Annotated in this window: 20 protein-coding genes; 7 read left to right on the forward strand and 13 right to left on the reverse strand. The window is 68.2% G+C overall.

Features of this window, described 5'->3' with window-relative positions:
* Positions 1-77: 77 nt before the first annotated feature.
* On the reverse strand, positions 78-923 hold the full coding sequence (locus tag AC3WOH_RS03310) for an ABC transporter permease (RefSeq protein ID WP_492227988.1): 846 nt from the start codon (positions 921-923) through the stop codon (positions 78-80).
* A 53-nt stretch (positions 924-976) separates the two neighbouring features.
* Between AC3WOH_RS03310 and AC3WOH_RS03315 the strand changes: the two genes are divergently transcribed.
* From AC3WOH_RS03315 to cynS, 6 genes are all read left to right on the forward strand, one after another.
* Entirely contained in the window at positions 977-2,188 is a 1,212-nt protein-coding gene (locus AC3WOH_RS03315) for a sensor histidine kinase (protein WP_492227989.1), read from the forward strand.
* Complete coding sequence (locus tag AC3WOH_RS03320) at positions 2,185-2,874, forward strand: response regulator (protein WP_492227990.1); 690 nt, start codon at positions 2,185-2,187, stop codon at positions 2,872-2,874. Before AC3WOH_RS03315 ends, AC3WOH_RS03320 begins: the two co-directional genes overlap by 4 nt.
* A 146-nt stretch (positions 2,875-3,020) precedes the next feature.
* On the forward strand, positions 3,021-4,424 hold the full coding sequence (locus tag AC3WOH_RS03325; protein WP_492227991.1) for a CmpA/NrtA family ABC transporter substrate-binding protein: 1,404 nt from the start codon (positions 3,021-3,023) through the stop codon (positions 4,422-4,424).
* Position 4,425: 1 nt separating this feature from the next.
* Positions 4,426-5,295, forward strand: a complete 870-nt coding sequence (gene ntrB, locus AC3WOH_RS03330; protein ID WP_492227992.1) for a nitrate ABC transporter permease — start codon at positions 4,426-4,428, stop codon at positions 5,293-5,295.
* Entirely contained in the window at positions 5,285-6,157 is an 873-nt protein-coding gene (locus tag AC3WOH_RS03335; protein WP_492227993.1) for an ABC transporter ATP-binding protein, read from the forward strand. The genes ntrB and AC3WOH_RS03335 overlap by 11 nt, the downstream gene beginning before the upstream one ends.
* 114 nt (positions 6,158-6,271) lie before the next feature.
* Complete coding sequence (cynS, locus tag AC3WOH_RS03340; protein WP_184858990.1) at positions 6,272-6,715, forward strand: cyanase; 444 nt, start codon at positions 6,272-6,274, stop codon at positions 6,713-6,715.
* A gap of 25 nt (positions 6,716-6,740) precedes the next feature.
* Here the strand turns inward: cynS and AC3WOH_RS03345 are convergent, their stop codons facing one another.
* The 8 genes from AC3WOH_RS03345 to AC3WOH_RS03380 all read right to left on the reverse strand — a co-directional run bounded on the left by AC3WOH_RS03345 (position 6,741) and on the right by AC3WOH_RS03380 (position 14,732).
* Positions 6,741-7,487, reverse strand: coding sequence for an anti-sigma factor (locus AC3WOH_RS03345; RefSeq protein WP_492227994.1), 747 nt, complete (start codon positions 7,485-7,487; stop codon positions 6,741-6,743).
* Positions 7,484-8,050 (reverse strand): sigma-70 family RNA polymerase sigma factor, encoded by a 567-nt coding sequence (locus tag AC3WOH_RS03350; protein ID WP_492227995.1) that lies wholly within the window; start codon positions 8,048-8,050, stop codon positions 7,484-7,486. Before AC3WOH_RS03350 ends, AC3WOH_RS03345 begins: the two co-directional genes overlap by 4 nt.
* A gap of 154 nt (positions 8,051-8,204) precedes the next feature.
* A complete protein-coding gene (locus tag AC3WOH_RS03355) occupies positions 8,205-8,774 on the reverse strand; it encodes a DUF3455 domain-containing protein (RefSeq protein WP_492227996.1) in 570 nt (189 codons plus the stop codon).
* 130 nt (positions 8,775-8,904) lie between these two features.
* On the reverse strand, positions 8,905-10,188 hold the full coding sequence (locus AC3WOH_RS03360; RefSeq protein ID WP_492227997.1) for an FAD-dependent oxidoreductase: 1,284 nt from the start codon (positions 10,186-10,188) through the stop codon (positions 8,905-8,907).
* Entirely contained in the window at positions 10,185-11,339 is a 1,155-nt protein-coding gene (locus AC3WOH_RS03365; protein WP_492227998.1) for an acyl-CoA dehydrogenase family protein, read from the reverse strand. Before AC3WOH_RS03365 ends, AC3WOH_RS03360 begins: the two co-directional genes overlap by 4 nt.
* 50 nt (positions 11,340-11,389) lie before the next feature.
* Positions 11,390-11,959 carry an OsmC family protein gene (locus tag AC3WOH_RS03370; RefSeq protein ID WP_492227999.1) on the reverse strand — a complete coding sequence of 190 codons (570 nt, stop codon included), beginning with the start codon at positions 11,957-11,959 and terminating at the stop codon, positions 11,390-11,392.
* Between the two features lie 66 nt (positions 11,960-12,025).
* A complete protein-coding gene (locus AC3WOH_RS03375; RefSeq protein WP_492228000.1) occupies positions 12,026-12,925 on the reverse strand; it encodes a sulfurtransferase in 900 nt (299 codons plus the stop codon).
* Between the two features lie 223 nt (positions 12,926-13,148).
* Positions 13,149-14,732 carry a sigma 54-interacting transcriptional regulator gene (locus AC3WOH_RS03380; RefSeq protein ID WP_492228001.1) on the reverse strand — a complete coding sequence of 528 codons (1,584 nt, stop codon included), beginning with the start codon at positions 14,730-14,732 and terminating at the stop codon, positions 13,149-13,151.
* A 112-nt stretch (positions 14,733-14,844) separates the two neighbouring features.
* On the opposite strand from AC3WOH_RS03380, the gene purT reads away from it, so the two are divergent.
* Positions 14,845-16,047: a formate-dependent phosphoribosylglycinamide formyltransferase gene (purT, locus tag AC3WOH_RS03385; protein ID WP_492228002.1), complete on the forward strand. Its 1,203-nt coding sequence runs from the start codon at positions 14,845-14,847 to the stop codon at positions 16,045-16,047.
* 6 nt (positions 16,048-16,053) lie between these two features.
* Here purT and AC3WOH_RS03390 read toward each other — a convergent pair whose 3' ends face one another.
* The 4 genes from AC3WOH_RS03390 to AC3WOH_RS03405 form a co-directional block, all read right to left on the reverse strand.
* Complete coding sequence (locus AC3WOH_RS03390; protein ID WP_492228003.1) at positions 16,054-16,995, reverse strand: ATP-binding cassette domain-containing protein; 942 nt, start codon at positions 16,993-16,995, stop codon at positions 16,054-16,056.
* A 167-nt stretch (positions 16,996-17,162) separates the two neighbouring features.
* On the reverse strand, positions 17,163-18,296 hold the full coding sequence (locus AC3WOH_RS03395) for a GGDEF domain-containing protein (protein WP_492228004.1): 1,134 nt from the start codon (positions 18,294-18,296) through the stop codon (positions 17,163-17,165).
* Positions 18,297-18,328: 32 nt separating this feature from the next.
* The gene (locus AC3WOH_RS03400) at positions 18,329-19,810 is read right to left on the reverse strand and encodes an AMP nucleosidase (RefSeq protein WP_492228005.1); all 1,482 of its coding nucleotides are present in this window, start codon (positions 19,808-19,810) and stop codon (positions 18,329-18,331) included.
* A gap of 111 nt (positions 19,811-19,921) precedes the next feature.
* A complete protein-coding gene (locus AC3WOH_RS03405; RefSeq protein ID WP_492228006.1) occupies positions 19,922-22,006 on the reverse strand; it encodes a putative bifunctional diguanylate cyclase/phosphodiesterase in 2,085 nt (694 codons plus the stop codon).
* Positions 22,007-22,084: the final 78 nt, after the last annotated feature.

Here is a 22,084-nt window from a genome sequence, read left to right on the forward strand (position 1 = left end):
CTTGTTGAGGGAGTCGTCAGTATCTACAACGATGCTCTTGAACGCCAGGTTTTACGGGGATGAAATTCAACAGCCTGTTAGCTGCGAAAGCGCTTGCGCGTCAGCGCCAGGGCGACCCAGAAGGCCACCACCGTGGTCACCACCAGCACCAGGCCGTGGCGCCAGGGGTGGGCGGGCCACTGGTCCATGAACAGAGGCCGCACCAGTTCCACCGCATTCGTCAGCGGCAGCCAGTCGGAGATGGCGCGCACGATGGGCGGCAACTGCTCGCGCGGGAAGAACACGCCCGAGAGGAACATCATGGGCGTGAGCACCAGCGTGAAATAGTAGGTGAAGAAGTCGTAGCCCTTGGCCAGCGCGTTGAAGATCAGCGCGATGCTGGAGAACATGATGCCCACGCCGAGCAGCACCGGCCAGGCCACCAGCAGCTTGGGGCTGTGGCTGATGCCCAGCGCCAGCATCACTCCGAGGATGGCGGTCACGGTGAACAAGGCCTTGAAGGCAGCCCAGAGCATCTCGGCCAGCACCACGTCGTCCAGGCGCACGGGGGCGTTCATGATGCCGTCCCAGGTCTTTTGCACATGCATGCGCGAGAAGGCCGAGTACAGAGCCTCGAAGCTGGCGGCATTCATCGCGCTCATGCAGATCGAGCCGCTGGCCAGGAACAGGATGTAGGGCACCCGCGTGCCTTCGCCCACGTTCACCTGGCCCACCAGCGCCCCCATGCCGTAGCCGAAGGCCACCAGCCACATCAAGGGCTCGGCGATGTTGCCCACCAGGCTGGGGATGGCCAGCTTGCGCCAGACCAGCAGGTTGCGCAGGAACACGGGCCACCAGCGCGCCGACAGCGAAGGCGGCATCCACACGGATGGTGTGGGCGGTGGCAGCGGGGCCGATGGGGTGGTGGTCGCGGCGGTTTGCATGTCCCTATTGTGCTGTGCATTGGCCGGGCATGCCCATTGCTTGCGCCTGGCGCATGAGCGCCACCGTCCTGCACCTGCCTCCCTCCGCCCCCACACTGTGGCGCGAGCGGCTCGGGCTGCTGCTCGAATCCACGGGGGAAGGCGTGTTCGGCATCGACCTGGCGGGCGACTGCATGTTCATCAACCGGGCCGGCGCGCGCATGCTCGGCTTTGCGGCCGAGGAGGTGATGGGGCGCAACATGCATGCGCTCACCCACCATTCCCACCCCGATGGCAGCCCCTATGCCGACAGCGACTGCCCCATCTTCAACGCCTTTCGCAGCGGCCTCCCATGCCGGGTGGACAGCGAGGTCTTCTGGCGCCGCGACGGCACGGCCTTCGCGGTGGAGTATTCGAGCCACCCCATCGTGGAGGAGGGGCGGGTGCAGGGCGCGGTGATCACCTTCCTGGACATCAGCGAGCGCAGGCGCGCGGCCAGCGAGCTGCAGCGGGCGCACGACGAACTGGCCCGCGCCAACGACGAACTGGAGCGCCGTGTGGCCGCGCGCACGCAGGAGCTGTCGCAGGCCCTGGGCCAGCTGCGCGAGCTGTCGGCCTACTCGGAACAGGTGCGCGAGGACGAGCGCACACGCATCGCACGCGAGGTGCACGACGAGCTGGGCAGCCTGCTGGTGGCCCTCAAGATGGACGTGAACTGGCTGCACAAGCGCCTGGGCGAGCAGGGCGCCCGCACGCCCGAGGCCGCGGACGGCATGCGCCAGCAGATGCGCTGCAAGTGCCAGAACATGAGCCGGCTGATCGAGAATGCGGTGGACAACGTGGGCCGCATCATCACCGACCTGCGCCCCAGCATCCTGGACCACCAGGGCCTGTGGGCGGCGCTCGAATGGCAGGCCCAGGAATTCGTGCAGTCGGCGGAATTGCAGCTGGACTGGCAGATGGACGTGCCCGAGGCGCTGCACCTGCCCGAGCCGGCCGCCATCGCGGTGTTCCGCATCTTCCAGGAGATGCTGAGCAACGTGGGGCGCCACGCCCAGGCCAATGCCATCGCGGTCCGCATCGCTACCCGGGAGCAGCAATTGCAGTTGTGCGTGCAGGACAACGGCGTGGGCGCCACGCGCCAGGCGCTGGAGGCGCCCACCGCCTACGGCGTGATGGGCATGCGCGAGCGTGCGCGCCAGCTGGGCGGGCACCTCACGATCACCAGCGAACCCGGCGAAGGCTCCTGCCTGCAGCTGAGCATCCCGCTGGAGGCGATGGCATGAGCACCGCCAGCGTGCGCGTGCTCCTCGGCGACGACCACCGCATCGTGCGCGAGGGCCTGAAGCAGGTGCTGGGCGACCCCGCCAACGGCCTGCCCGAGATCGTGGTCGCGGCCGAGGCCACGGGCGGTCAGGAGGTCCTGGACCAGGTGGCCGGGCTCGGCGGCACGGCGGGCCTGGACCTGGTGCTGCTCGATATCGCCATGCCCGGCATGGACGGGCTGGAGGTGCTGCAGGTGCTGCGCAAGGCCTGGCCGGGCCTGCCGGTGCTGATGCTCAGCACCTACCCCGAACGGCAGTACGCGGTGCGCTGCATCCAGATGGGCGCGGCCGGCTACCTGCACAAGAGCGCCGACCCCGACGACATGGTGGCCGCCGTGCGCAAGGTGGCGGCCGGCGGCCGCTACCTCACGGAGGCCACGGCCCAGGCGCTGGCGGGTGCCGTGGAGCGCACCGGGGTGGTGCGAACTGCCCAGCAGGGCATGCCAGCCGGGGTGGACGCGCTATCGTACCGGGAGCACCAGGTGTTCCGCCTGCTCACCGCGGGGCAGAGCGTGGGCGAAATTGGTGCACAGCTCAAGCTCGCGCCCAACACGGTCAGCACCTACCGCGCCCGCATCCTCGAAAAGACCGGCGCGCGCAACGATGTGGAGCTGGCCCTGCTGGCGCGCGGCACGCCAGCGGAGTGATTTCACGGCCTTGCAGGCCCGGTTTGTAGTGCTGCCCCTACACGCTGTAGACAACGCACCTGCGAATTCATGACACCGGGCCGGTGGGGCCGGCAACTGGCCCGTGCCTTGCGTAGCGGCTGGCATCAACTTCACCGAGGTGTGCCATGTCCGAATTCTTCTCGCCTTTCGATGCCGACCGCCCGTTGATGCTCAAGTGCAGCTGCGGCCGCGACCACACGGCGGCCGACCACCATGCCGAGGCGTCGGCCGACGCCGCAGCCGCCACCCTGCGCCAGCGCAGCCTCACGAGCGAGTTCGAGGCCTACAGCAACGAATTCATCGAGGCCACCCTGGTCAAGGCCCTGTTCCCGCAAGACGCCATGCGCCGCCGCTTCATCAAGGCCGTGGGCAAGGGCACGGCCATGGCCGCCATCGCCAGCGTGCTGCCCGTGGCCAGCATGCAGGCCATGGCACAGGAAAAAGGCGCGCTGGAGAAGACCAACCTCAAGATCGGCTTCATCCCGATCACCTGCGCCACGCCGCTGATCATGGCCCACCCGCTGGGCTTCTACAGCAAGCAGGGCCTGAATGTCGAAGTCACCAAGACGGCGGGATGGGCGCTGATCCGCGACAAGATGATCAACAAGGAGTACGACGCCACGCACTTCCTCTCGCCCATGCCGCTGGCCATCTCCATGGGCCTCGGGTCCAACGCCACGCCGATGAACGTGGCCACCATCCAGAATGTGAACGGCCAGGCCATCACGCTGAGCCTCAAGCACAAAGACAACCGCGACCCCAAGAACTGGAAAGGCTTCAAGTTCGCGATCCCCTTCGAGTACAGCATGCACAACTTCCTGCTGCGCTACTACCTGGCCGAGGCCGGCCTCAACCCCGATACCGACGTGCAACTGCGCGTGGTGCCGCCGGCCGAGATGGTGGCCAACCTGCGCGCGGGCAACATCGACGGTTTCCTCGGCCCCGATCCGTTCAACCAGCGCGCGGTGTTCGAGGAAGTCGGTTTCATCCACGTGCTCACCAAGGACCTGTGGAACGGCCACCCCTGCTGCGCCTTCGGCACCAGCACCGAGTTCATCCAGAAGAACCCCAACACCTTCGCCGCGCTGTACCGCGCCGTGCTCACCTCGGCCGCCATGGCGCGCGACCCCAAGAACCGCGAGCTGATCGCCAAGGTGATCGCGCCCCAGGCCTATCTGAACCAGCCCGAGGCCGTGCTCAACCAGGTGCTCACCGGCAAGTTCGCCGACGGCCTGGGCAAGATCCAGAACGTGCCCGACCGCGCCGACTTCGACCCCATGCCCTGGCAGAGCATGGCCGTGTGGATGCTCACGCAGATGCAGCGCTGGGGCTACATCAAGGGCGATGTGGACTACAAGCAGATCGCCGAGAAGGTCTTCCTCATCACCGATGCCAAGAAGCAGATGAAGGCCCTGGACCAGAAGGTGCCTGACGGCGCCTACCCCAAGTTCACCATCATGGGCCGCGAGTTCGATGCCGCGAAAGCGAGCGACTACGCCAAGAGCTTCCCGATCCGCAAGGTGGCTTGAGATGTCTCCGTCCAAGAACCTTCACCTGCGCGCGGGCCTGCTGTCCGTGCTGATCTTCCTGGCGGTGCTCGGCATCTGGTATGTGGCAACGGCCTCGTCCGGATCGGGCGGCAGCGCGGCCGGCATGACGGCCGAGCAGATCGAGTACGCCAAGATGATGGGCAAGGACCCGGGCGCCAGCACCAAGAGCAGCGGCTTCCCCACCCTGGCCGAGATGGGCACCACGGTCTGGGGCCATGTGTCCAACCCGTTCTATGACAACGGGCCCAACGACAAGGGCATTGCCATCCAGCTCGCGCATTCGCTGGGCCGCGTGGCGCTGGGCTTCGGCCTGGCCTGTCTGGTGGCGATTCCGCTGGGTTTCGTGATCGGCATGTCGCCGCTGCTGCGCCGCGCCTTCGATCCCTTCATCCAGGTGCTCAAGCCCATCAGCCCGCTCGCCTGGATGCCGCTGGCGCTCTACACCATCAAGGACTCGTCGATCTCGGGCATCTTCGTGATCTTCATCTGCTCGGTCTGGCCCATGCTGGTGAACACGGCCTTCGGCGTGGCCTCGGTCAAGCGCGAATGGCTCAACGTCTCGGCCACGCTGCAGGTCAACCCGCTGCGCAAGGCCTTCCTGGTGATCCTGCCGGCGGCGGCGCCCACCATCCTCACGGGCATGCGCATCAGCATGGGCATCGCCTGGCTGGTGATCGTGGCCGCCGAGATGCTGGTGGGCGGCACGGGCATCGGCTACTTCGTGTGGAACGAGTGGAACAACCTGTCGCTGACCAACGTGATTTTCGCCATCCTGGTGATCGGCGTGGTCGGCATGCTGCTCGACCTGCTCTTCGGCCAACTGCAGAAGGTGGTGACCTATGTGGAGTGATGTCGCCCAGCGCCCCGCCGCATCCACCACCCCTGATGCCCACCCGCAACGAAAGGCCCCGTCCGTGACCTCCGGTTTCCTTCAGATCGACCGGCTCAGCAAGGCCTTCGTGCCGGCCAAGCCGGTGTTCGCCGACGTCTCGTTCACGCTCGACAAGGGCGAGTTCGTCTGCATCATCGGCCACTCGGGCTGTGGCAAGACCACCATCCTCAACGTGCTGGCGGGGCTCGATACCGCTACTTCGGGCACCGTCATCATGGACGGGCGCGAGGTCGCCGGCCCCAGCCTGGACCGGGGCGTGGTGTTCCAGAGCCATGCACTCATGCCCTGGCTCACGGTGCGCCAGAACATCGCCTTCGCGGTCAAGTCGCGCTGGCCGGACTGGAAGGCCGCGCAGGTCGATGCGCATGTGGAGAAATTCGTTGCCCTGGTGGGGCTCACGCCCGCCATCGACAAGAAGCCCTCGCAACTGTCGGGCGGCATGAAGCAGCGCGTGGGCATTGCGCGCGCCTTTTCCATCCAGCCCAAGATGCTGCTGCTCGACGAGCCCTTCGGCGCGCTCGACGCGCTCACGCGCGGAACCATCCAGGACGAGCTCATGGCCATCGTGCGCCAGACGCAGCAGACGGTGTTCATGATCACCCACGACGTGGACGAGGCCATCCTGCTGTCCGACCGCATCCTGCTCATGAGCAACGGCAACGAGTCGCCCGCGGGCTACCACCCGGGTGGCATCGCCGAGGTGGTGGTGAACCCGCTGCCACGCGAACGCACGCGCAGCAGCCTGCACCACCTGGACGGCTACTACGCGCTGCGCAACCACATCGTGGACTTTCTCGTGACCCGGGCCAAGGCCCACTGATCCCGCCGGCCGCCAGCCCCGCCGTGCTGCCCGACCAGGTGGCAGGGAGGGCTGCACCCCCGATGTTTTCCCCTGCCCTCAGTCAAAACCCATCCAACCCAAGGAGCCATCACCATGAACCGCAACGACGTCACCGAAAAGATCATCAGCACCAAGGTCGCCAAGGGCCTGCAATGGGATGCCATTGCCAAGAAGGTCGGCCAGTCCAAGGAATGGACCACGGCCCTGTGCCTGGGCCAGATGACGGCATCGGCCGAACAGGCCAAGGTGCTGGGCAAGATCTTCGGCCTCACGGCCGAAGAGCAGAAGTGGCTGCAGGTCGTGCCCTACAAGGGCTCGCTGCCAACGCCCGTGCCCACCGACCCGCTGATCTACCGCTGGTACGAGATCGTCAGCGTCTACGGCACCACCATCAAGGAACTGATCCATGAGGAGTTCGGCGACGGCATCATGAGCGCCATCGACTTCAGCATGGACATCACGCGCGAGGCCGACCCCAAGGGCGACCGCGTCAACGTGGTGCTCTCCGGCAAGTTCCTGCCCTACAAGCAGTATTGAGGCGCTCCCGGCCCGCAGCTCAGGGTCAGAGCACCTTGACTGCCCGGCCAATGAACTGGATGGGGCCCGTGGGCTTGCCGATGGGCGAGCCAGTGGGCGGCTCCAGCGTCAGCTCGAAGAGCTGGTTGGGCTGCAGCGGCGGCAGCTTGTCGAGCTGCACCTGCAGCGGCTGGCCAGGCTTGACCAGGCCCAGGGAGACGGGGCCATTCCAGTCGTCGGCCTTGGTCCAGAATTCCAGCGCCTTGTCGGCCGGTACCTCGGCCACGCCCAGCGGTATGAGGCTGATCTCGCGTGGCGAGCTGGCCTGCACTACCCAGCCGGGGGCCTTGTCCTGCGGCGCCACCAGCACCACCATGAAGGTCGGCGGTGCCGCCACGGGCGCGGTGCGGGTGACCAGCACCGCTGCCAGCAGGGCCGCCATGGCAAAGCCGGAGCCTGCGAGCGCGCGCCACAGGCCCAGGTGGTTCCACCAGCCCTCGGAGCTGCTGCGCGCCGGCACCACCGCTGTGGCGGTTTGCGGCTGTTGGCGCAGGCCTTGCAGCGATGCCTCGATGCGCGAGGCCAGGTGCACCGGCAGCGGCACGGGCTCGGCCAACAGGGTCAGCGGCAGCAGCCGCTCCTCCCAGTCGTTCACCGCCTGCTGCAGCTCGGGCTCTGTGGCCAGGCGCTGCGATACGGCCAGGCGTTCGGCCGCGGGCAGCGTGCCCAGCACGTATTCGCCGGCCAGCACTTGCAGGTCGCCATGCGGGTCTTCGGGGTAGGGCGTGCTCATGCCATGCACTCCCGCAGCGAGGTCAGGCTGCGCCGTATCCAGGCCTTCACGGTGCCCAGCGGCGCGCCCAGGCGCTCGGCGATCTCGCCATGCGAACAGCCTTCCACATAGGCGTGCAGCACGCAGTTGCGGCGCGCGGGCTCCAGCGCCTCCAGGCAGTGCTGCAGCCGGCCCAGGCTGACGTTCAGCTCGAAGCTGCTGGCGGCATCGTGGAAGGCCTGCACGGACATGTCGGCCTCCAGGGTGTGGGTGGTTTCCTCGTCGATGTCGACGTGGCGGCGCGCGTTGCGCACGGCGTTGAGCGCCAGGTGGCGCACCACGCTGTAGATCCAGCCGCGCGCGCTGCCCCGCGCCGCGTCGTAGCCTGCGGCCCGGCTCCAGATGTTCACGCAGGCGTCGTGCACGATGTCCTCGGCCAGCGCACGCTGGCGCACGATGCGCAGCGCCACGCCCAGCATGCGCGGGCCTTCGTGCTCGTACAGCCGGCGCATGGCCTGGCGGTCGCCGGCCGCGCAGGCGGCCAGTGCCGCTTCGTAGTCAAAATCGCCAGGGGTTTCAGGCACGGGTTGCGAAGGGCTCGGCACGGTCGTCGAATGGCTGCGTGGCGCAGTGCGCGCACCCAGGGCGTGGCTGCATCCTAGCCCACTAGGCCACGCTTTCGCACGCAATCCCCAGGAGTCCAGGGGATTGCGTTCTTCTCGCTGGAAAGAGTGGCGCTTACGCGGCCTTCCAGAAGATGTAGTCCGCCTGGTACTTCACGATCTGGCGCTCGCCCTTGTTGGCCGCGCTGCATGCGGCCGCGGGGGCGGCGCCGCCCTTCAAGGCCACGCGCTGGATATAGGTCACGCCGGTCATGGCGCCAGAGCCCATGGCCGGGTTGGCTTTCACGAGTTGGTAGGGGATGTTGCCGGCACCGGCCGGGGCCACCGCGACCTGGGTGGCAGTCAGCTTGGAGCCGTCCTTGGATTCCCAGGTGGCGGGTGGGCCGTAGTAGGTGCCTACCTGCTTGCCGCCGCGGTCGTTGAGAACGGCCTTGGGGCCGACGAAGAACCATTCGGTCTGGCCGGGGGCATTGGCCTTGTCGCGGCATTCGTAGGTGATCTCGCCCACGCCCACGGTCTCCATGGCGACCTTGTTGCCACCGGGCACCTTGACGGTGTCCGGCAGGCTGTCCTGCGAGAACATGGGGCCGGACGACATCATCGAACCGCAGGCCGTCAGCAGGGCCGCTGCGGCGATGGCACCGGTCAGGGGGGCGAGACGGGAGAGGGTAGCTGGGTTGGTCATAGCGTTTCTCTTCTTCAAATGGGTTGAAAGAACAGCAGCAAAAGGGGGCTGCTGCAGGTACTACCCGCGAGAACGCCGTTTGGATGCACGTGTGGTGCAATTTCCTGAAAATATTTTTGGAACCCCTTTCTCAGAGGGTCATGGGCCAGGAACTGGTCTTGACGCGTATGGGCAAGGGCCGGTGCTCATAGGGCAGGTCTGCCGCGCCCGTGATCGCGGCGGCGATGGTGCGTGCCTGGCGTGCAATCGGTTCGATGAAACGGCTGGCCTGCCCGCCGATGGTGATGCAGTCGCCCAGGGCATGGATGCCCGGCACGCTGGTCTGCAATTGTTCTGGCGTCACGGCGATGCCACCGTCCCAGGCCAGGCCGGCGCTGTGCGCCAGGCGCGTGGGGGTCTGCAGGCCTGCGGCCACGATCACCTGGTCGGCTGTGAACTGGCGGCCATCGATGGTGGTCAGCTGCAAGGTGCCGTCGGGCGCGGGTGCCGGCAGGGTGTCGAGGGAGGCCACGCGCACGCCGCCCACGAATGCAATGGGAAGCCGGGACCACGCGGCCAGCAGTTCGTGGGCGCGGGCTTCGCCGGCACAGCGTGCCAGGGGCAGGGCTTCGGTGTCCAGCAGCGTGATGCTGTGGCCGCCCAGGGCCAAGTCGTTGGCCAGTTCGCAGCCAATGAGGCCGGCGCCCACGATGAGCACGCGGCGCGGCGTGTGGCCCAGGGCAGTGCGCAGGCGCTGGTAGGCCTGCAGGTGGTTGATGCGCCAGCACAGCGCCGCCGGCAGGCCGGGAGGCAGGGCCGCTTGCGCGCCATGGGCCAGCACCAGGTGCCGGTAGCGCAGGGGGCCGCGCGTGGTGCGCAGCGTGCCGCCGCCGCCGGCGGCGGACGGTTCCACGCGCACGGCGTAGGTGTGGGCCAGCAGGCGCACGTTCAGCCGGGCTGCCGCGGCGGTGCCGGTTTCGCGCACCAGGCGTTCGGGGGGCAGGTGCCTGGCCATGGCGATGGACAGCTGTGGCTTGTCGTACAGGTCCCCGCTGCAGTCGGTCACCAGGGTGATGGGCCGCTGCGGATCCAGCGCGCGCAGGGCCTCGGCCATCTGCCAGCCGGCACGGCCCGCGCCCACGATGAGTACGCCGGGGTCGGTCTGGCGCCGTGCCGGGATCGGCGCGCTGCTGCTGCGTGCCTGGGCCTTGAGCGCCTCCATGCTGGGTGCCAGATAGGGCTCGAAATCGTTCTTGTTCACGCCGCACAGCGGGCAGGCCCAATCGTCGGGAATGTCGGCGTAGCGGGTGCCGGGTGGCAGGCCGCCATCGGGGTCGCCCTGCTCCTCATCGTAGATGTAGCCGCAGGCGTGGCAGATGTACTGCAGCCAGGAGTCGTCGGCCAGCGCGGTGTGGGTGGCTGTGGCTGCGCTCATGAAGGCATCTCCTCGGTGGACAGGCGCGCGATCTCCTTGCGCAGGTGCTTGATGGCCGGCGTGACGATGGCCACGAAGTGCGATTCGCGCACCCGGCGCTGCACGTCGGAGCTCATCAGGTAGCCGCGCGCGCCCTGGTGCATCAGGGCCGATTGGGCGGCGCGCAGGCACAGCTCGGCACCATGGGCGCGCGCGTCCAGCACGTCGATGAAGAATTCGGTACGGGTGTCGAACGGCGTCTCGGCCAGGCGCATCACGCGCGCGGTCAGCGCGTCGAGCTCGGCCTGCAGGGCATCGGGCCGGTCTTCAAGGAACTGGTTCACATGGCCGAGCTGGGCCTCCACCGCCCACATGGAGTCGATGGCACCCTGGGTGACGCCCACGGCCATGCCACATTGCAGCATGACGAAGGCGGCGCGGATGCGTGCGATGGTCGGGCGTGTCGGGTCGGCGATGGTGTGCTCCGCCCCCACGAAGTGGTCCTTGAGCCGCAGCGCATAGGTGCCCGTGCCCTCCATGCCCGAAAAGCTCGGGCACTCGCGCATCTCCACGCCCGGGGCATCGCAGCGCAGCAGGAACATCAGCTCGCGCGGGGCGGCGCCCTCGGGCTGGGCAATCGCGGCTACGGCGCCGCAGTAGTGGTCAGGCCCCAGGTTGCTGACCCAGGGCAGGGTGCCGTTCACGAGGTAGCCGCCGTCCACCGGCGTGGCCTGGAGCAGCAGGCTTTCGATCTGGGCATAGCTCTTCATGGGGTTGGAGAGTGCGGTTCCGCCCAGGCCCGCGCCGCTGGCGTGCCGCTGCAGCACCTCGCCCATCAGCGCCGGATTGCCTGATTGCTGCAGGTACAGCCCGCACACTGCCTGGCACCAGAGCATGAAGCCGGTGGCGCCGCACACGCGCGAGACCTCGGCCATGGCGCGGATGGCCAGGCCATAGTCCGCCGGGCCGGCCGTGCTGTCCAGGTGCACCCCCATGGCACCTACAGCGCCCAACTGTTGCAGTTCGGCGCGCGGGTAATAGCCCACGCGGTCGATGGCCTCGGCCTGCGCGGCCAGCGGGCCCTGGGCGATGGCGCGCACGGCGGCGATCAGGGCGTCGCCCCGCAGGGCGCCTTCCAGGTGGAGTTGGGGAGGGAGGTCGGCGGGTTTCATGGGGGCGGGCTCCTGGGGTGTGCGCGGCAGGGCAAAGACGGCGAGGGGGCTCAGTCGGCCAGGCTGATCTCGAACGGAATGGGGTTGCGCATGCTGTTGGCCACGGGTGAGTAGAAGTTGGCGTGCTGCACGATCTCGTCGAGCACCTCGCGCGGCGCATCGCCTTCGACCAGCACCTTCACGCGGATGGCCTGGAAGCCCATTTCGGGTGGCAGCTTCTGCAGCGCACCGCCGGCACCCCAGGCGGCGGGGTTGCCGATGTCGCCTTCCATGAAGACCTCGATCTTGCTGAGCTTCACCTGCTTCCAGGTGGCCACGGCGGTGATGCCCACGGCCAGGCAGCCGCCCAGGCCCGAGAGCACGATCTCGCCCGGTGCCGGCGCCGTGTCCTGGCCGAACAGGTGCAGCGGCTCGTCCACCACCACGGGCGTGTGGTTGCCCACGGTGCTCAGCGAGCGGTACTGGCCTTCCATCACCGTGTGGACCTTGTTGGTGCCGCGGCTCGCCGGGTTGTTGCGGCCTTTCTCGGCAAAGGCCATCAGGCCATCGCGGTCGATGGGGCGCAGGGCCGTATGGATGGTGGTGACAGGGGCAGCGGGTTCCAGCAGATCGGTGGACATGGTTTTCCTTGGAGGGTTGAGAGACGAGAAAGAAAAAAGGGGGCGGGGCAGGGGCCCCGCAGGGATTCAGGCCGCCAGGGCCAGCGCCGGCTTTCTGGCCGGGCGCAGCAGGGGCAGACCGCTTTCGATGGGCAGCTTGTCGTCGCGCGACCATTCGTTCCACGAGCCGAAATACATGCGCACATCGGCAAAGCCGGCCTGCTTGAGCGCCAGGAAGGTGTTGGACGCGCGTGCACCCTTGAAGCAGTACAGGTACACCGTGTCGCTCGGCGCAATGCCGGCGGTGGCGCATTCCGCGCGCACCTCGTCGGGCGACTTGAACACCGGGCCCTGGGGCGAGGGCTTCATGAAGCGGTACCACTCCACCCACTTGGCGCCCGGCAGGCGGCCCTTGCGCGGCGCGAAATCCTTGCCGTAGGGGCTGGAGCTCTCGCCAATCCATTCGTCCACGTCGCGCACGTCCAGCAGCACGGTGTCGGTGCCCAGGGCCTCGGCCACATCGTCCTTGGTCAGCATCACGTCGGCCGTGGCCAGGGTGGTCGGGAAGATCGCGGGCGTGGGCACCACGGCCTCGGTGGAGACGGGCAGTTCGGCCGCCTTCCAGGCCGAGTAGCCGCCGTTCAATACTTTGACCTTGGGGTAGCCCAGCCAGGTCAGCAGGTAGTAGCCGCGGCAGGACTGGCCGTAGCCGCTGTTCAGGGCGTCTTCGTAGAACACCGCCGTTTCGGCACCCGACAGGCCGATGGCCCCCAGGTGCGCGGCAAAGGTGTCCTTGAGCTCCTGCAGCCCTTCAGGGCTGGACGTGGCCAGGAAGGTGAAGGTCTCGCGCAGGTTGACCGCGCCCGGGATGTGGCCCAGGGCGTAGGTGTCGGCGTCGCGGGTGTCGATCAGCACGACGGGCTCTGCAGCCTGCAGGGCCTGCAGCTGGGTGGGCGAGATCAGGACGGCGTCGGAATCGGTGCTCATGGGAAACCTTTCGGTGCGGTGGTGGGCAGGATGGCCTGCGTCCCTTACCGCAACAGGTGTGCCAAAGGCGCAAAATTGCGTTCTGATCTCTGAGTATTGTTGCCTGTTCTTTGTTGATTGCTATCGTATGAGGAGCAAATTTGACCGTCTTGCATGCGCCGACACCAAGTCACGGCGGGATGCTGTGGACACAGTGTCGACAAATTGTCGACACAGGTACCGCTCAGCGCAGCCCTGCCTTGCGCAGCCGGTAGCTGAACTGGCGCAGGGTCAGCCCCAGGCTCTGGGCAGCGCGCGACTGGTTGCCGTGGTGCTCTGCCAGGGCGCTCCGCAGGGCCTGCGCGCTGTGGGAGTGGGCGGGGGTGTAGTCACGCACCAGCGGAGGCTCTGCGGGGGGCGGTGGCGCCACGGTGGCAGGCGCTGCCGCGCCGGGCAGGAAGCGGTCCAGCTGTGCGCCCGTCACCAGCGTGCCATCGGCCAGCAGCACCAGCCGCTCAATCACATTGCCCAGCTCGCGGATGTTGCCGGGCCAGGGCTGCGCCTCCAGCCGCGCCAGCGCGTCGGGCGCCAGGTTCACGTTGCGCTGGTGCGCCTGGTTGGCCCGGCTCACGAAGTGCAGCGCCAGCGCGCGCACGTCCTCGCGCCGCTCGGCCAGCGAGGGCAGGCGGATCGGGATCACGTTGAGCCGGTAGTACAGGTCCTGGCGGAAGTTGCCGGCCTCCACCTCGTGCGCCAGGTCGCGGTTGGTGGCCGCCACCAGGCGCACGTTGACCTTGATCTCGCGCTGGCCGCCCAGGCGCACCAGCGTGCCCTCCTGCAGCGTGCGCAGCAGCTTGGACTGCAGGGCCAGCGGCAGCTCGCCGATCTCGTCGAGGAAGATGGTGCCGCTGTCGGCCTGCTCGAACCAGCCCGCGCGCGCAGCCGTGGCCCCCGTGAACGCGCCGCGCTCGTAGCCGAACAGTTCCGACTCGAACAGCGCGTCCGGTATGGCCGAGCAGTTGACCTTGATGAAGGGCCGGTCGCGCCGGCCGCTGGCCAGGTGCACGGCGCGCGCGAACAGCTCCTTGCCGGTGCCCGATTCGCCCAGCAGCAGCACCGTGGCCTGCGTCTGCGAGACGCGTTCGAGCTCGCCCAGTGCCTGCAGCAGCGGTGGCGAGTTGCCGATCAGGCCGTAGCGCGCGCTCTTGGTGTTGAGCGCGTTGGCCAGCACGGCATTGCGCGCCTCCAGCTGGCGCGTCTGTTCGGCCACCAGGGCTTCGAGCTGCAGCAGTTGGCCCACCAGCGTGGCCAGCACGCGCAGCACGGCCAGGTCGTCGTTCAGATGGCGCTGGCGGCTGCGGATGCGGTGGCAGGCCAGCACGCCGATGGGCGCGTGGTGGAGCTCGATGGGCAGAGCGATGAAGGCCACGGTCTCGGGCGGCAGCTGGCTGCGCGCCACGGCGCGGGCCAGGAACAGCGGCTCGGCATCGATGTCCTGCACGATGGCCGGCTGGCCCGTGTCCAGCACCCGGCCGGTGATGCCTTCGCCCCAGGCATAGCGCCCGCGCTGCACCTCGGCCTGGGTCAAGCCGTAGGCATGCTGGATCGAGGCCGTGCGCGGCGCGCCAGCCGCAGTATCGTCCACCAGCACGATGCGCCCGCGGTTCAGGCCCAGCAGCTCGCTCATCAGGTGCAGCATTTCGCGCAGCACCAGCCCGGGCGCCAGGCTGCGGCCGATCAGGCGCATCACCTCGCGCATCAGCAGCAGCTCCTGGGCGTGCCAATCGGGCTGCGCGCGCGGGTGGCCGGGAGAAGGCGGGGCGGTCATGCACCGGCTGTTGCAAGTTCTGCGCCACGCGGGCTCCTCCGGGTGCATTAAAGTCGGCACCCACGGGCCGCCTGGCGGCCCTCCCCAATCACCTTCTGTCGAAAGCACCGCCATGACCACCTTCGGAACCCCCCTGTCCCCCCATGCCACCAAAGTCATGCTCCTGGGGTCGGGTGAGCTCGGCAAGGAGGTGCTGATCGCGCTGCAGCGCCTGGGCGTGGAAACCATTGCGGTGGACCGCTACGAGAACGCACCGGGCCAGCAGGTGGCCCACCACAGCCGCACCATCACCATGAGCGACCCGGCCCAGCTCAAGGCCCTGATCGAGGCCGAGAAGCCCCACCTGGTGGTGCCCGAGATCGAGGCCATCGCCACGCCCATGCTCGAAGAGCTGGAGGCTGCCGGCACCGTGCGCGTGATCCCCACGGCCCGCGCCGCGCGCCTGACCATGGACCGTGAAGGCATCCGCGTGTTGGCTGCCGAGACCCTGGGCCTGCCCACCAGCCCCTACCAATTCTGCAACTCGCTCGAAGAGCTGCAGGCCGCCATCGACGCCGGCATCGGCTACCCCTGCATCGTCAAGCCGGTGATGAGCAGTTCGGGCAAGGGCCAGAGCAAGATCGACGGCCCCGATGACGTGAAGAAGGCCTGGGACTACGCCATGGCCGGCGGCCGTGTGAGCCATGGCCGCGTGATCGTCGAGGGCTTCATCGACTTCGACTACGAGATCACCCAGCTCACGGTGCGCGCCAAGGGCGCCGATGGCCAGATCGAGACCCATTTCTGCGACCCCATCGGCCACGTGCAGGTCAGCGGCGACTACGTGGAAAGCTGGCAGCCCCACCCCATGCACCCGGCCGCGCTGGAGAAATCGCGCCAGATCGCCAAGGCTGTGACCGACAACCTGGGCGGCCAGGGCCTGTTCGGCGTGGAGCTGTTCGTCAAGGGCCAGGACGTCTGGTTCAGCGAAGTGAGCCCGCGCCCGCACGACACCGGCCTGGTGACCCTGTGCACCCAGAACCAGAGCGAGTTCGAGTTGCACGCCCGCGCCATCCTGGGCCTGCCGGTGGACACCAGCCTGCGCAACCCCGGCGCCAGTGCCGTGATCTATGGCGGCGTGGAGGCCGTGGGCATCGTCTTCGACGGCGTGGACGAGGCCCTGCGCGTGCCCAACACCGACCTGCGCCTCTTCGGCAAGCCCGAGAGCTTCACCAAGCGCCGCATGGGCGTGGCCCTGGCGCGCGCGGAGAATGTGGACACCGCGCGCGACAATGCCAAGCTGGCCGCCAGCAAAGTGAAGCCGCGCAAAGCCTGACCGGCCTCAACCGTCCTCGCGGATCTGCCGTCCGGTGAGCTTGAGGAACAGGTCCTCCAGGTTCGCCGGCCGGTGCAGGGTGCGCAGATGCGGGTGCGCACCCAGCGCCTGCAGCAGGGGCTGGGCGTTCTGGGTGTAGAAGAACACCGTCTCGCCACTGATCTCCACGCGTGCGGCGAGGGCGCGCAGCGCGGCGTCCTCGGCCAGGGCCACGGCGCCCAGGCCGAAGACCTCGACCACATCGGGCTCCAGGTGCTGGGCGATCAGCTCGCGCGGGCGGCCCTCGGCGATCTTCCTGCCATGGTCCAGCACCAGCAGGCGCGAGCACAGGCGCTCCGCCTCGTCCATGAAGTGCGTAGTCAGCAGGATGGACTTGCCCTGCTGCAGCAGTAGCTGCAGGCGCTCCCACATCAGGTGGCGGGCCTGCGGGTCCAGGCCCGTGGTGGGCTCGTCCAGCAGCAGCAGGCGCGGGTCATTGACCAGGGCGCGCGCCAGGCTCAGGCGCCGCTTCATGCCGCCCGACAGCTCGCCTGGTTTGGCATTCGCCTTGTGCGTGAGGGCCGCGAATTCGAGCAGTTTGGGCACGCGCTCGTCCATGGCTGCGCCCTTGATGCCAAAGTAGCGGCCGAACACGCGCAGGTTCTCCGCGCAGGTGAAGTCCGGGTCCAGGGTGTCGAACTGCGTGACCACGCCGATCTGCGCCTTGATGGCCAGGGCATCGTGCGGCATGTGCAACGGCCCCGCTCCCGCGGCCGGGTGGAAGCGCACGCTGCCGCTGTCGGGGTTGGTCAGGCCCAGGCACATGCGGATGGTGGTGGTCTTGCCTGCCCCATTGGGGCCGATCACGCCCAGGCATTCCCCAGGGGCGATGGCGAACGAGACATCGTTGACCACCGTGGCTTCGCCATAGCTTTTGCGCAGTTCGCGCACGTCGAATAAATCCGTCATGCACCGATTGTGTGCGATGTGGCGGATCGCCGTGCCCGTGGCGCTGTGATGCCCGTCGACCATCGATGATCTGGCGCAGCCAAGGCCAGCGCCCCCGTGCAAGGGCCGCCCCGCCGCACTGGGGGCGTCCCCCTCAGGGGGAAAGGCGCGCAGCGACTCAGGGGGGGTCAGGCTTCCACCATGCGGCCTCTTCCCTGGGCCTTGGCCAAGTAGAGTGCGGCATCGGCCCGTGCCATCAGGTCGGGCAGACGGGTTTCCGCCGGCAGCAGCACGGCCATGCCGGCGCTGTAGTCCAGCGCAAAGCCCAGTTCCGCCATGCTGATGGTCTGCAGGCGGTTGCGCAGGCGCTGGTCGAAGGCGATGCCCGCGGGCGCGCTGTTGTGCAGCAGCAGCACGCCGAATTCCTCGCCGCCCAGGCGTCCGACCAGATCGCCGGTGCGGCAGGTTTCCTCCAGCAGGCGGGCAAACAGCTTCAGCGCGCGGTCGCCGGCCTCGTGGCCGTGCGTGTCGTTGATCTGCTTGAAGTAGTCCAGGTCCAGCACCAGCGCCGTCAGGGGCAGGTGGTGGCGCCAGGCGTGCGAGAGCATGTTCTCGGCCTGCTTGTTGAAGCCGCGCCGGTTGAGCACGCCCGTGAGCCCATCGGTCATGGCCAGGGCGCGCAGCTTCTGCTCGGCTTCGGCGCGCCAGGCCACCAGCACGGCGACCGTGCCCAGCACCAGGCTGACGTTGGTGGCCACGGCGGCGGCCAGGTTGACGGGGTGGGGTGTGCGAAAGCTGGGGTACTGGTCGGTGAAGGCGCCCAGCAGGCCGCGGGCCAGCGTGAACGCGGCCGAGGTGACCAGGCAGGCCATCAGCAGGCGGCGCCAGCGCGGGTCGGCATAGTGCGCCGGGTAGAGCGTGGCGCGGGCCACGATGAGCAGGATGGCGGACATCAGCAGGTTGGCCCAGCCCACGCGCCAGGCGTAGTGGTCGAACGCCAGGGTGTAGCCCAGCGGGGTGATCACCACCAGCACCAGCAGCAAGGATTGCAAGGGGCGCTCGCCCAGCCACTCGCGCAGTGCGCGGTAGAGCATCCACTGCGCCAACGCATTGCAGGCCACCGAGACGGTGGACAGGGCCTGGTCCCACCACGTTCCGGCCGCGATGATGGCGGCCCAGGCCATGGCCTGCAGCAGCATGCTGGCCTGCACATGGCGGGCCGCCGTGCTCACGCCGGGCCCCATGATCAGCGGCAGGGCGGCCGAGATCATGAACAGGTTGGCGGCCATCACCGCCATCAGTGTCAGAAAATCCAGTGGCATGGAGGGGGTGCCGCCTGCGGCAGGCGGCGGTTCTACTGGAAGGCCACCTCGGCAAAGCTGCGCAGCTTGCGGCTGTGCAGGCGGTGGATGCCCCCTGCGCGCAGGATCTCGATGGTGCGCATGCCGATGCGCAGGTGCTGGTCCACGCGCTCGCGGTAGAAGTGGTTGGCCATGCCGGGCAGCTTGATCTCGCCGTGCAGGGGCTTGTCGCTCACGCACAGCAGGGTGCCGTAGGGCACGCGGAAGCGGAAACCGTTGGCCGCGATGGTGGCGCTCTCCATGTCCAGCGCCACGGCGCGGCTCTGGCTGAAGCGGCGCTGGGGCATGTTGTCGGGCAGCAGCTCCCAGTTGCGGTTGTCGGTGCTGGCCACGGTGCCCGTGCGCATGATGCGCTTCAAGTCCGCCTCGGCGATTTGGGTCACGTCGGCCACGGCCTGCTCCAGCGCCACCTGGATCTCGGCCAGCGCCGGGATAGGCACCCACAGCGGCAGTTCCTCGTCGAGCACATGGTCCTCGCGCACATAGGCGTGGGCCAGCACATAGTCGCCCAGTTGCTGGCTGTTGCGCAGGCCGGCGCAGTGGCCCAGCATCATCCAGGCGTGCGGGCGCAGCACGGCGATGTGGTCGGTGATGGTCTTGGCATTGGCCGGGCCCACGCCGATGTTCACCATGGTGATGCCGCTGCGGTCCTCGCGCACCAGGTGGTAGGCGGGCATCTGCGGCAGGCGCGGCGGGGCCACGCCCAGCGCATCGGCGTCTGCCGCGGGCAGCCCGACGCGGCGCGTGACCACGTTGCCCGGCTCGATGAAGGCCACGTACTCGCTGTCGGGCTTGGCCATCTCGGCATGGCCCAGGCGCACGAATTCGTCGATGTAGAACTGGTAGTTGGTGAACAGCACGAAGTTCTGGAACCACTCGGGCGCCGTGCCCGTGTAGTGGCGCAGGCGGTGCAGCGAGTAGTCCACACGCGGCGCGGTGAACAGCGACAGGGGCTGCGCTTCGCCCTGGCGCGGCGCCCAGGTGCCGTTGGCGATGCCGTCGTCCATGGCGGCCAGGTCGGGCAGGTCGAAGACGTCGCGCATCAGCATGCGCCGCTCCTGCGTCAGCGTGCCCTCGATGTGGTCGTGCTCGGCGAACGAGAAGTGGATGGGGATGGGCTGTGCGCTGGTGCCCACTTCCAGTTCCACATTGTGGCTCTTGCGCAGCAGGCGGAACTGCTCGGCATAGTAGTCGCTGAACAGGTCGGGCCGGGTCAGCGTGGTCTCGTAGCGGCCAGGGCCTTCCACGAAGCCATAAGCCAGCTTGGTGTCGGCCCGTGCCACGGTGGTGGTGTGGATGCGCACGAAGGGGTAGAAGGCGCGCACATGCCCTCCCGGCGTCTCGCCGGCCACAAAGCGGTGCATGGCATCGCGCAGATGGCCGATCTGTTGCTGGTAGATGCGCTGCACCTGGGCCAGGGCCTCGGCGGGATCGGTGTGGCGGGTGGGGGCGATGAAGTCGGGAATCAGGGGCATGGACCCTATTGTCCACAAGCGGCGGGGCAACTGGCTGACAGCCGTTGGTTGCGCACCAGAAATTCACGCGAAACCCCCGCAGCCTGGCGCCTGGCGCGGGTTTGCGGGGGTTCAGGCGGCTGTCCGGGCGGAGTGGCCCAGCAGCCATTGGCGGATGGCGGGGGCGTCCATGGGCTCCGAGACCAGGTGCCCCTGGACCAGGTCGCAGTCCAGGCGGCGCAGCAGGGCCATCTGCTCGGCCGTTTCGACCCCCTCGGCCACGGTCTTGAGCTGCAGGCTGCGGCCCATCTGCACGATGGCCGTGACGATGGCCACGTCGTCGGCGCTGCCGGGGGTGTCCATCACGAAGGAGCGATCGATCTTGAGCTTGTCGATGGGGTAGCGCTTGAGGTAGGCCAGCGAGGAGTAGCCGGTTCCGAAATCGTCGATGGAGATGCCCACGCCCAGGTCCTTGAGGGCCTGCAGCGTGCCGAGCACCTGGCCGGTCTGGTGCATCAGCACCGACTCGGTCAGCTCGATCTCCAGGTACTGCGGCGCCAGTCCCGTGGCCTGGAGGGCCGTGGCGATCTCGCCGGCCACGTCGCGCTGGCGGAACTCCAGCGCCGACAGGTTGACCGCCACGGGCACCAGGGCCAGCCCCTCATCCTGCCAGGCCTTGAGCTGGCGGCAGGCCTCGTGCAGCACCCAGCGGCCAATCGGCGTGATGAGCCCGCGCGACTCGGCAAAGGCGATGAACTCGATCGGCCCCACCAGGCCGCGCACCGGGTGGCGCCAGCGCACCAGGGCTTCGAAGCCCCGCAGCGTGCCGTCCTTCAGGCAGATCTGCGGCTGGTAGTGCAGCACGAAGGCGCTGTCTGCGATGGCCTCGCGCAGCAGGCGCTCCTGCTGCAGCACCTCCATGGCGCGCAGGTCCATGCCGGGCTGGTAGAACTGCCGGTTGCCGCGGCCACTGTCCTTGGCCTGCTGCATGGCCGCGTCGGCGCAGCGCAGCAGCGCGTCGCCCGTGGCCCCGTCGTCAGGGAACAGGCTGATGCCGATGGACGGCGACATGGTCAGCGGCAGGTGCCCCACTGTGAAGACGGTGCGCATGGCCTGCAGCACGGCGTCGGCGACGCGGGCGGCATCCTCGGGCGCCTGGATGTGGGTGAGCACCAGCACGAACTCGTCGCTGCCCAGGCGGGCCACGACGTCGGCATCCCCCACGCAGTGGCGCAGCCGGTCGGCCACCTCGCGCAGCAACTGGTCGCCGGCATGGTGGCCGAGCGAATCGTTCACGGTCTTGAAATGGTCCAGGTTCACGAACAGCACCGCCACCCGGTCCTGGCGGTGGCGGACCAGGGCCTTGGCCAACTGGTCCATCAGGTGGCGGCGGTTGGGCAGTTGCGTGAGGGAGTCGTGCAGGGCGTTGAAGGCCTCGCGCTCCTGGGCCTGCTTGCGCGCGGTGATGTCGCGCACCACCACGATGCGGTAGTCCGCATGGTGGAAGGGCATGGTCTTGCCGACCACCTCCACCGGAATGGCGTGGCCGTCCTTGTGGCGGATGGTGACTTCGTAGGGGTCTTCGCGGCCACTGCGCGTGTAGTCGAGGGCCACTGCGCGCCATTCGGGGCTGATGAAGTTGAAGATGGACAGGCCCACCACCTCGTGCAGCGCATAGCCCGTGAGCCGGTAGAGTGCCTCGTTGCCGTCGGAGATCAGGCCGTCGCGGTGGAACACGATGGCCTCGTCGGTCGCCTCGGTGAACTTGCGCATGCGCTCTTCGCTCTCGCGCACCGAGCGCTCGGCGCGCCAGCGCTCGGTGATGTCGGTGATCAGCACGAAAGAGCCCAACTGCCGGTCCTTCTGTGCGGCGTCGAAGTGCGGAATGAGATTGACTTCGATCATGCGCAGCTCGCCATTGGGCAGGGTCTGCTCGCGCGCATACTTGACGTGCTCGCCCCGGCTGGAGCGCTCCACATGGGGCTGTATGGCCTGCCAGGCCTTGTCGCCAATGGCCTCCTGCACCGTGAGGCCGAGGATGGATTCGGTGGAATGGCCGTTGTAGGCCGCATAGCCCTGGTTGGCGAACAGGCAATGCAGGCCGGGCAGGTCGAAATAGGCCATCAGCGCAGGCACGGAGTCCGCGATCAGGCGCAGCAGCAGGTCGCTGGAGCGGCCCTGCTCGGCGGTGCTGGCTGCGTTGATCGTTTCTGGCATGTACCACCCGGTTCCTGCACTGCATTCGTTATAGCCGATCCACCTGACAACGGCGTAAGGTAGTTGCCCCTATGCCGC

The organism is Acidovorax sp. FW305-C-20-28, assembly GCF_058783375.1.

Excerpts from the sequence above, each read along its gene's own strand:
- AC3WOH_RS03310 (WP_492227988.1), bottom strand. The coding sequence starts at position 923 with ATGCAAACCGCCGCGACCACCACCCCATCGGCCCCGCTGCCACCGCCC.
- AC3WOH_RS03315 (WP_492227989.1), top strand. The coding sequence starts at position 977 with ATGAGCGCCACCGTCCTGCACCTGCCTCCCTCCGCCCCCACACTGTGG.
- AC3WOH_RS03320 (WP_492227990.1), top strand. The coding sequence starts at position 2,185 with ATGAGCACCGCCAGCGTGCGCGTGCTCCTCGGCGACGACCACCGCATC.
- AC3WOH_RS03325 (WP_492227991.1), top strand. The coding sequence starts at position 3,021 with ATGTCCGAATTCTTCTCGCCTTTCGATGCCGACCGCCCGTTGATGCTC.
- ntrB (WP_492227992.1), top strand. The coding sequence starts at position 4,426 with ATGTCTCCGTCCAAGAACCTTCACCTGCGCGCGGGCCTGCTGTCCGTG.
- AC3WOH_RS03335 (WP_492227993.1), top strand. The coding sequence starts at position 5,285 with ATGTGGAGTGATGTCGCCCAGCGCCCCGCCGCATCCACCACCCCTGAT.
- cynS (WP_184858990.1), top strand. The coding sequence starts at position 6,272 with ATGAACCGCAACGACGTCACCGAAAAGATCATCAGCACCAAGGTCGCC.
- AC3WOH_RS03345 (WP_492227994.1), bottom strand. The coding sequence starts at position 7,487 with ATGAGCACGCCCTACCCCGAAGACCCGCATGGCGACCTGCAAGTGCTG.
- AC3WOH_RS03355 (WP_492227996.1), bottom strand. The coding sequence starts at position 8,774 with ATGACCAACCCAGCTACCCTCTCCCGTCTCGCCCCCCTGACCGGTGCC.
- AC3WOH_RS03360 (WP_492227997.1), bottom strand. The coding sequence starts at position 10,188 with ATGAGCGCAGCCACAGCCACCCACACCGCGCTGGCCGACGACTCCTGG.
- AC3WOH_RS03365 (WP_492227998.1), bottom strand. The coding sequence starts at position 11,339 with ATGAAACCCGCCGACCTCCCTCCCCAACTCCACCTGGAAGGCGCCCTG.
- AC3WOH_RS03370 (WP_492227999.1), bottom strand. The coding sequence starts at position 11,959 with ATGTCCACCGATCTGCTGGAACCCGCTGCCCCTGTCACCACCATCCAT.
- AC3WOH_RS03375 (WP_492228000.1), bottom strand. The coding sequence starts at position 12,925 with ATGAGCACCGATTCCGACGCCGTCCTGATCTCGCCCACCCAGCTGCAG.
- AC3WOH_RS03380 (WP_492228001.1), bottom strand. The coding sequence starts at position 14,732 with ATGACCGCCCCGCCTTCTCCCGGCCACCCGCGCGCGCAGCCCGATTGG.
- purT (WP_492228002.1), top strand. The coding sequence starts at position 14,845 with ATGACCACCTTCGGAACCCCCCTGTCCCCCCATGCCACCAAAGTCATG.
- AC3WOH_RS03390 (WP_492228003.1), bottom strand. The coding sequence starts at position 16,995 with ATGACGGATTTATTCGACGTGCGCGAACTGCGCAAAAGCTATGGCGAA.
- AC3WOH_RS03395 (WP_492228004.1), bottom strand. The coding sequence starts at position 18,296 with ATGCCACTGGATTTTCTGACACTGATGGCGGTGATGGCCGCCAACCTG.
- AC3WOH_RS03400 (WP_492228005.1), bottom strand. The coding sequence starts at position 19,810 with ATGCCCCTGATTCCCGACTTCATCGCCCCCACCCGCCACACCGATCCC.
- AC3WOH_RS03405 (WP_492228006.1), bottom strand. The coding sequence starts at position 22,006 with ATGCCAGAAACGATCAACGCAGCCAGCACCGCCGAGCAGGGCCGCTCC.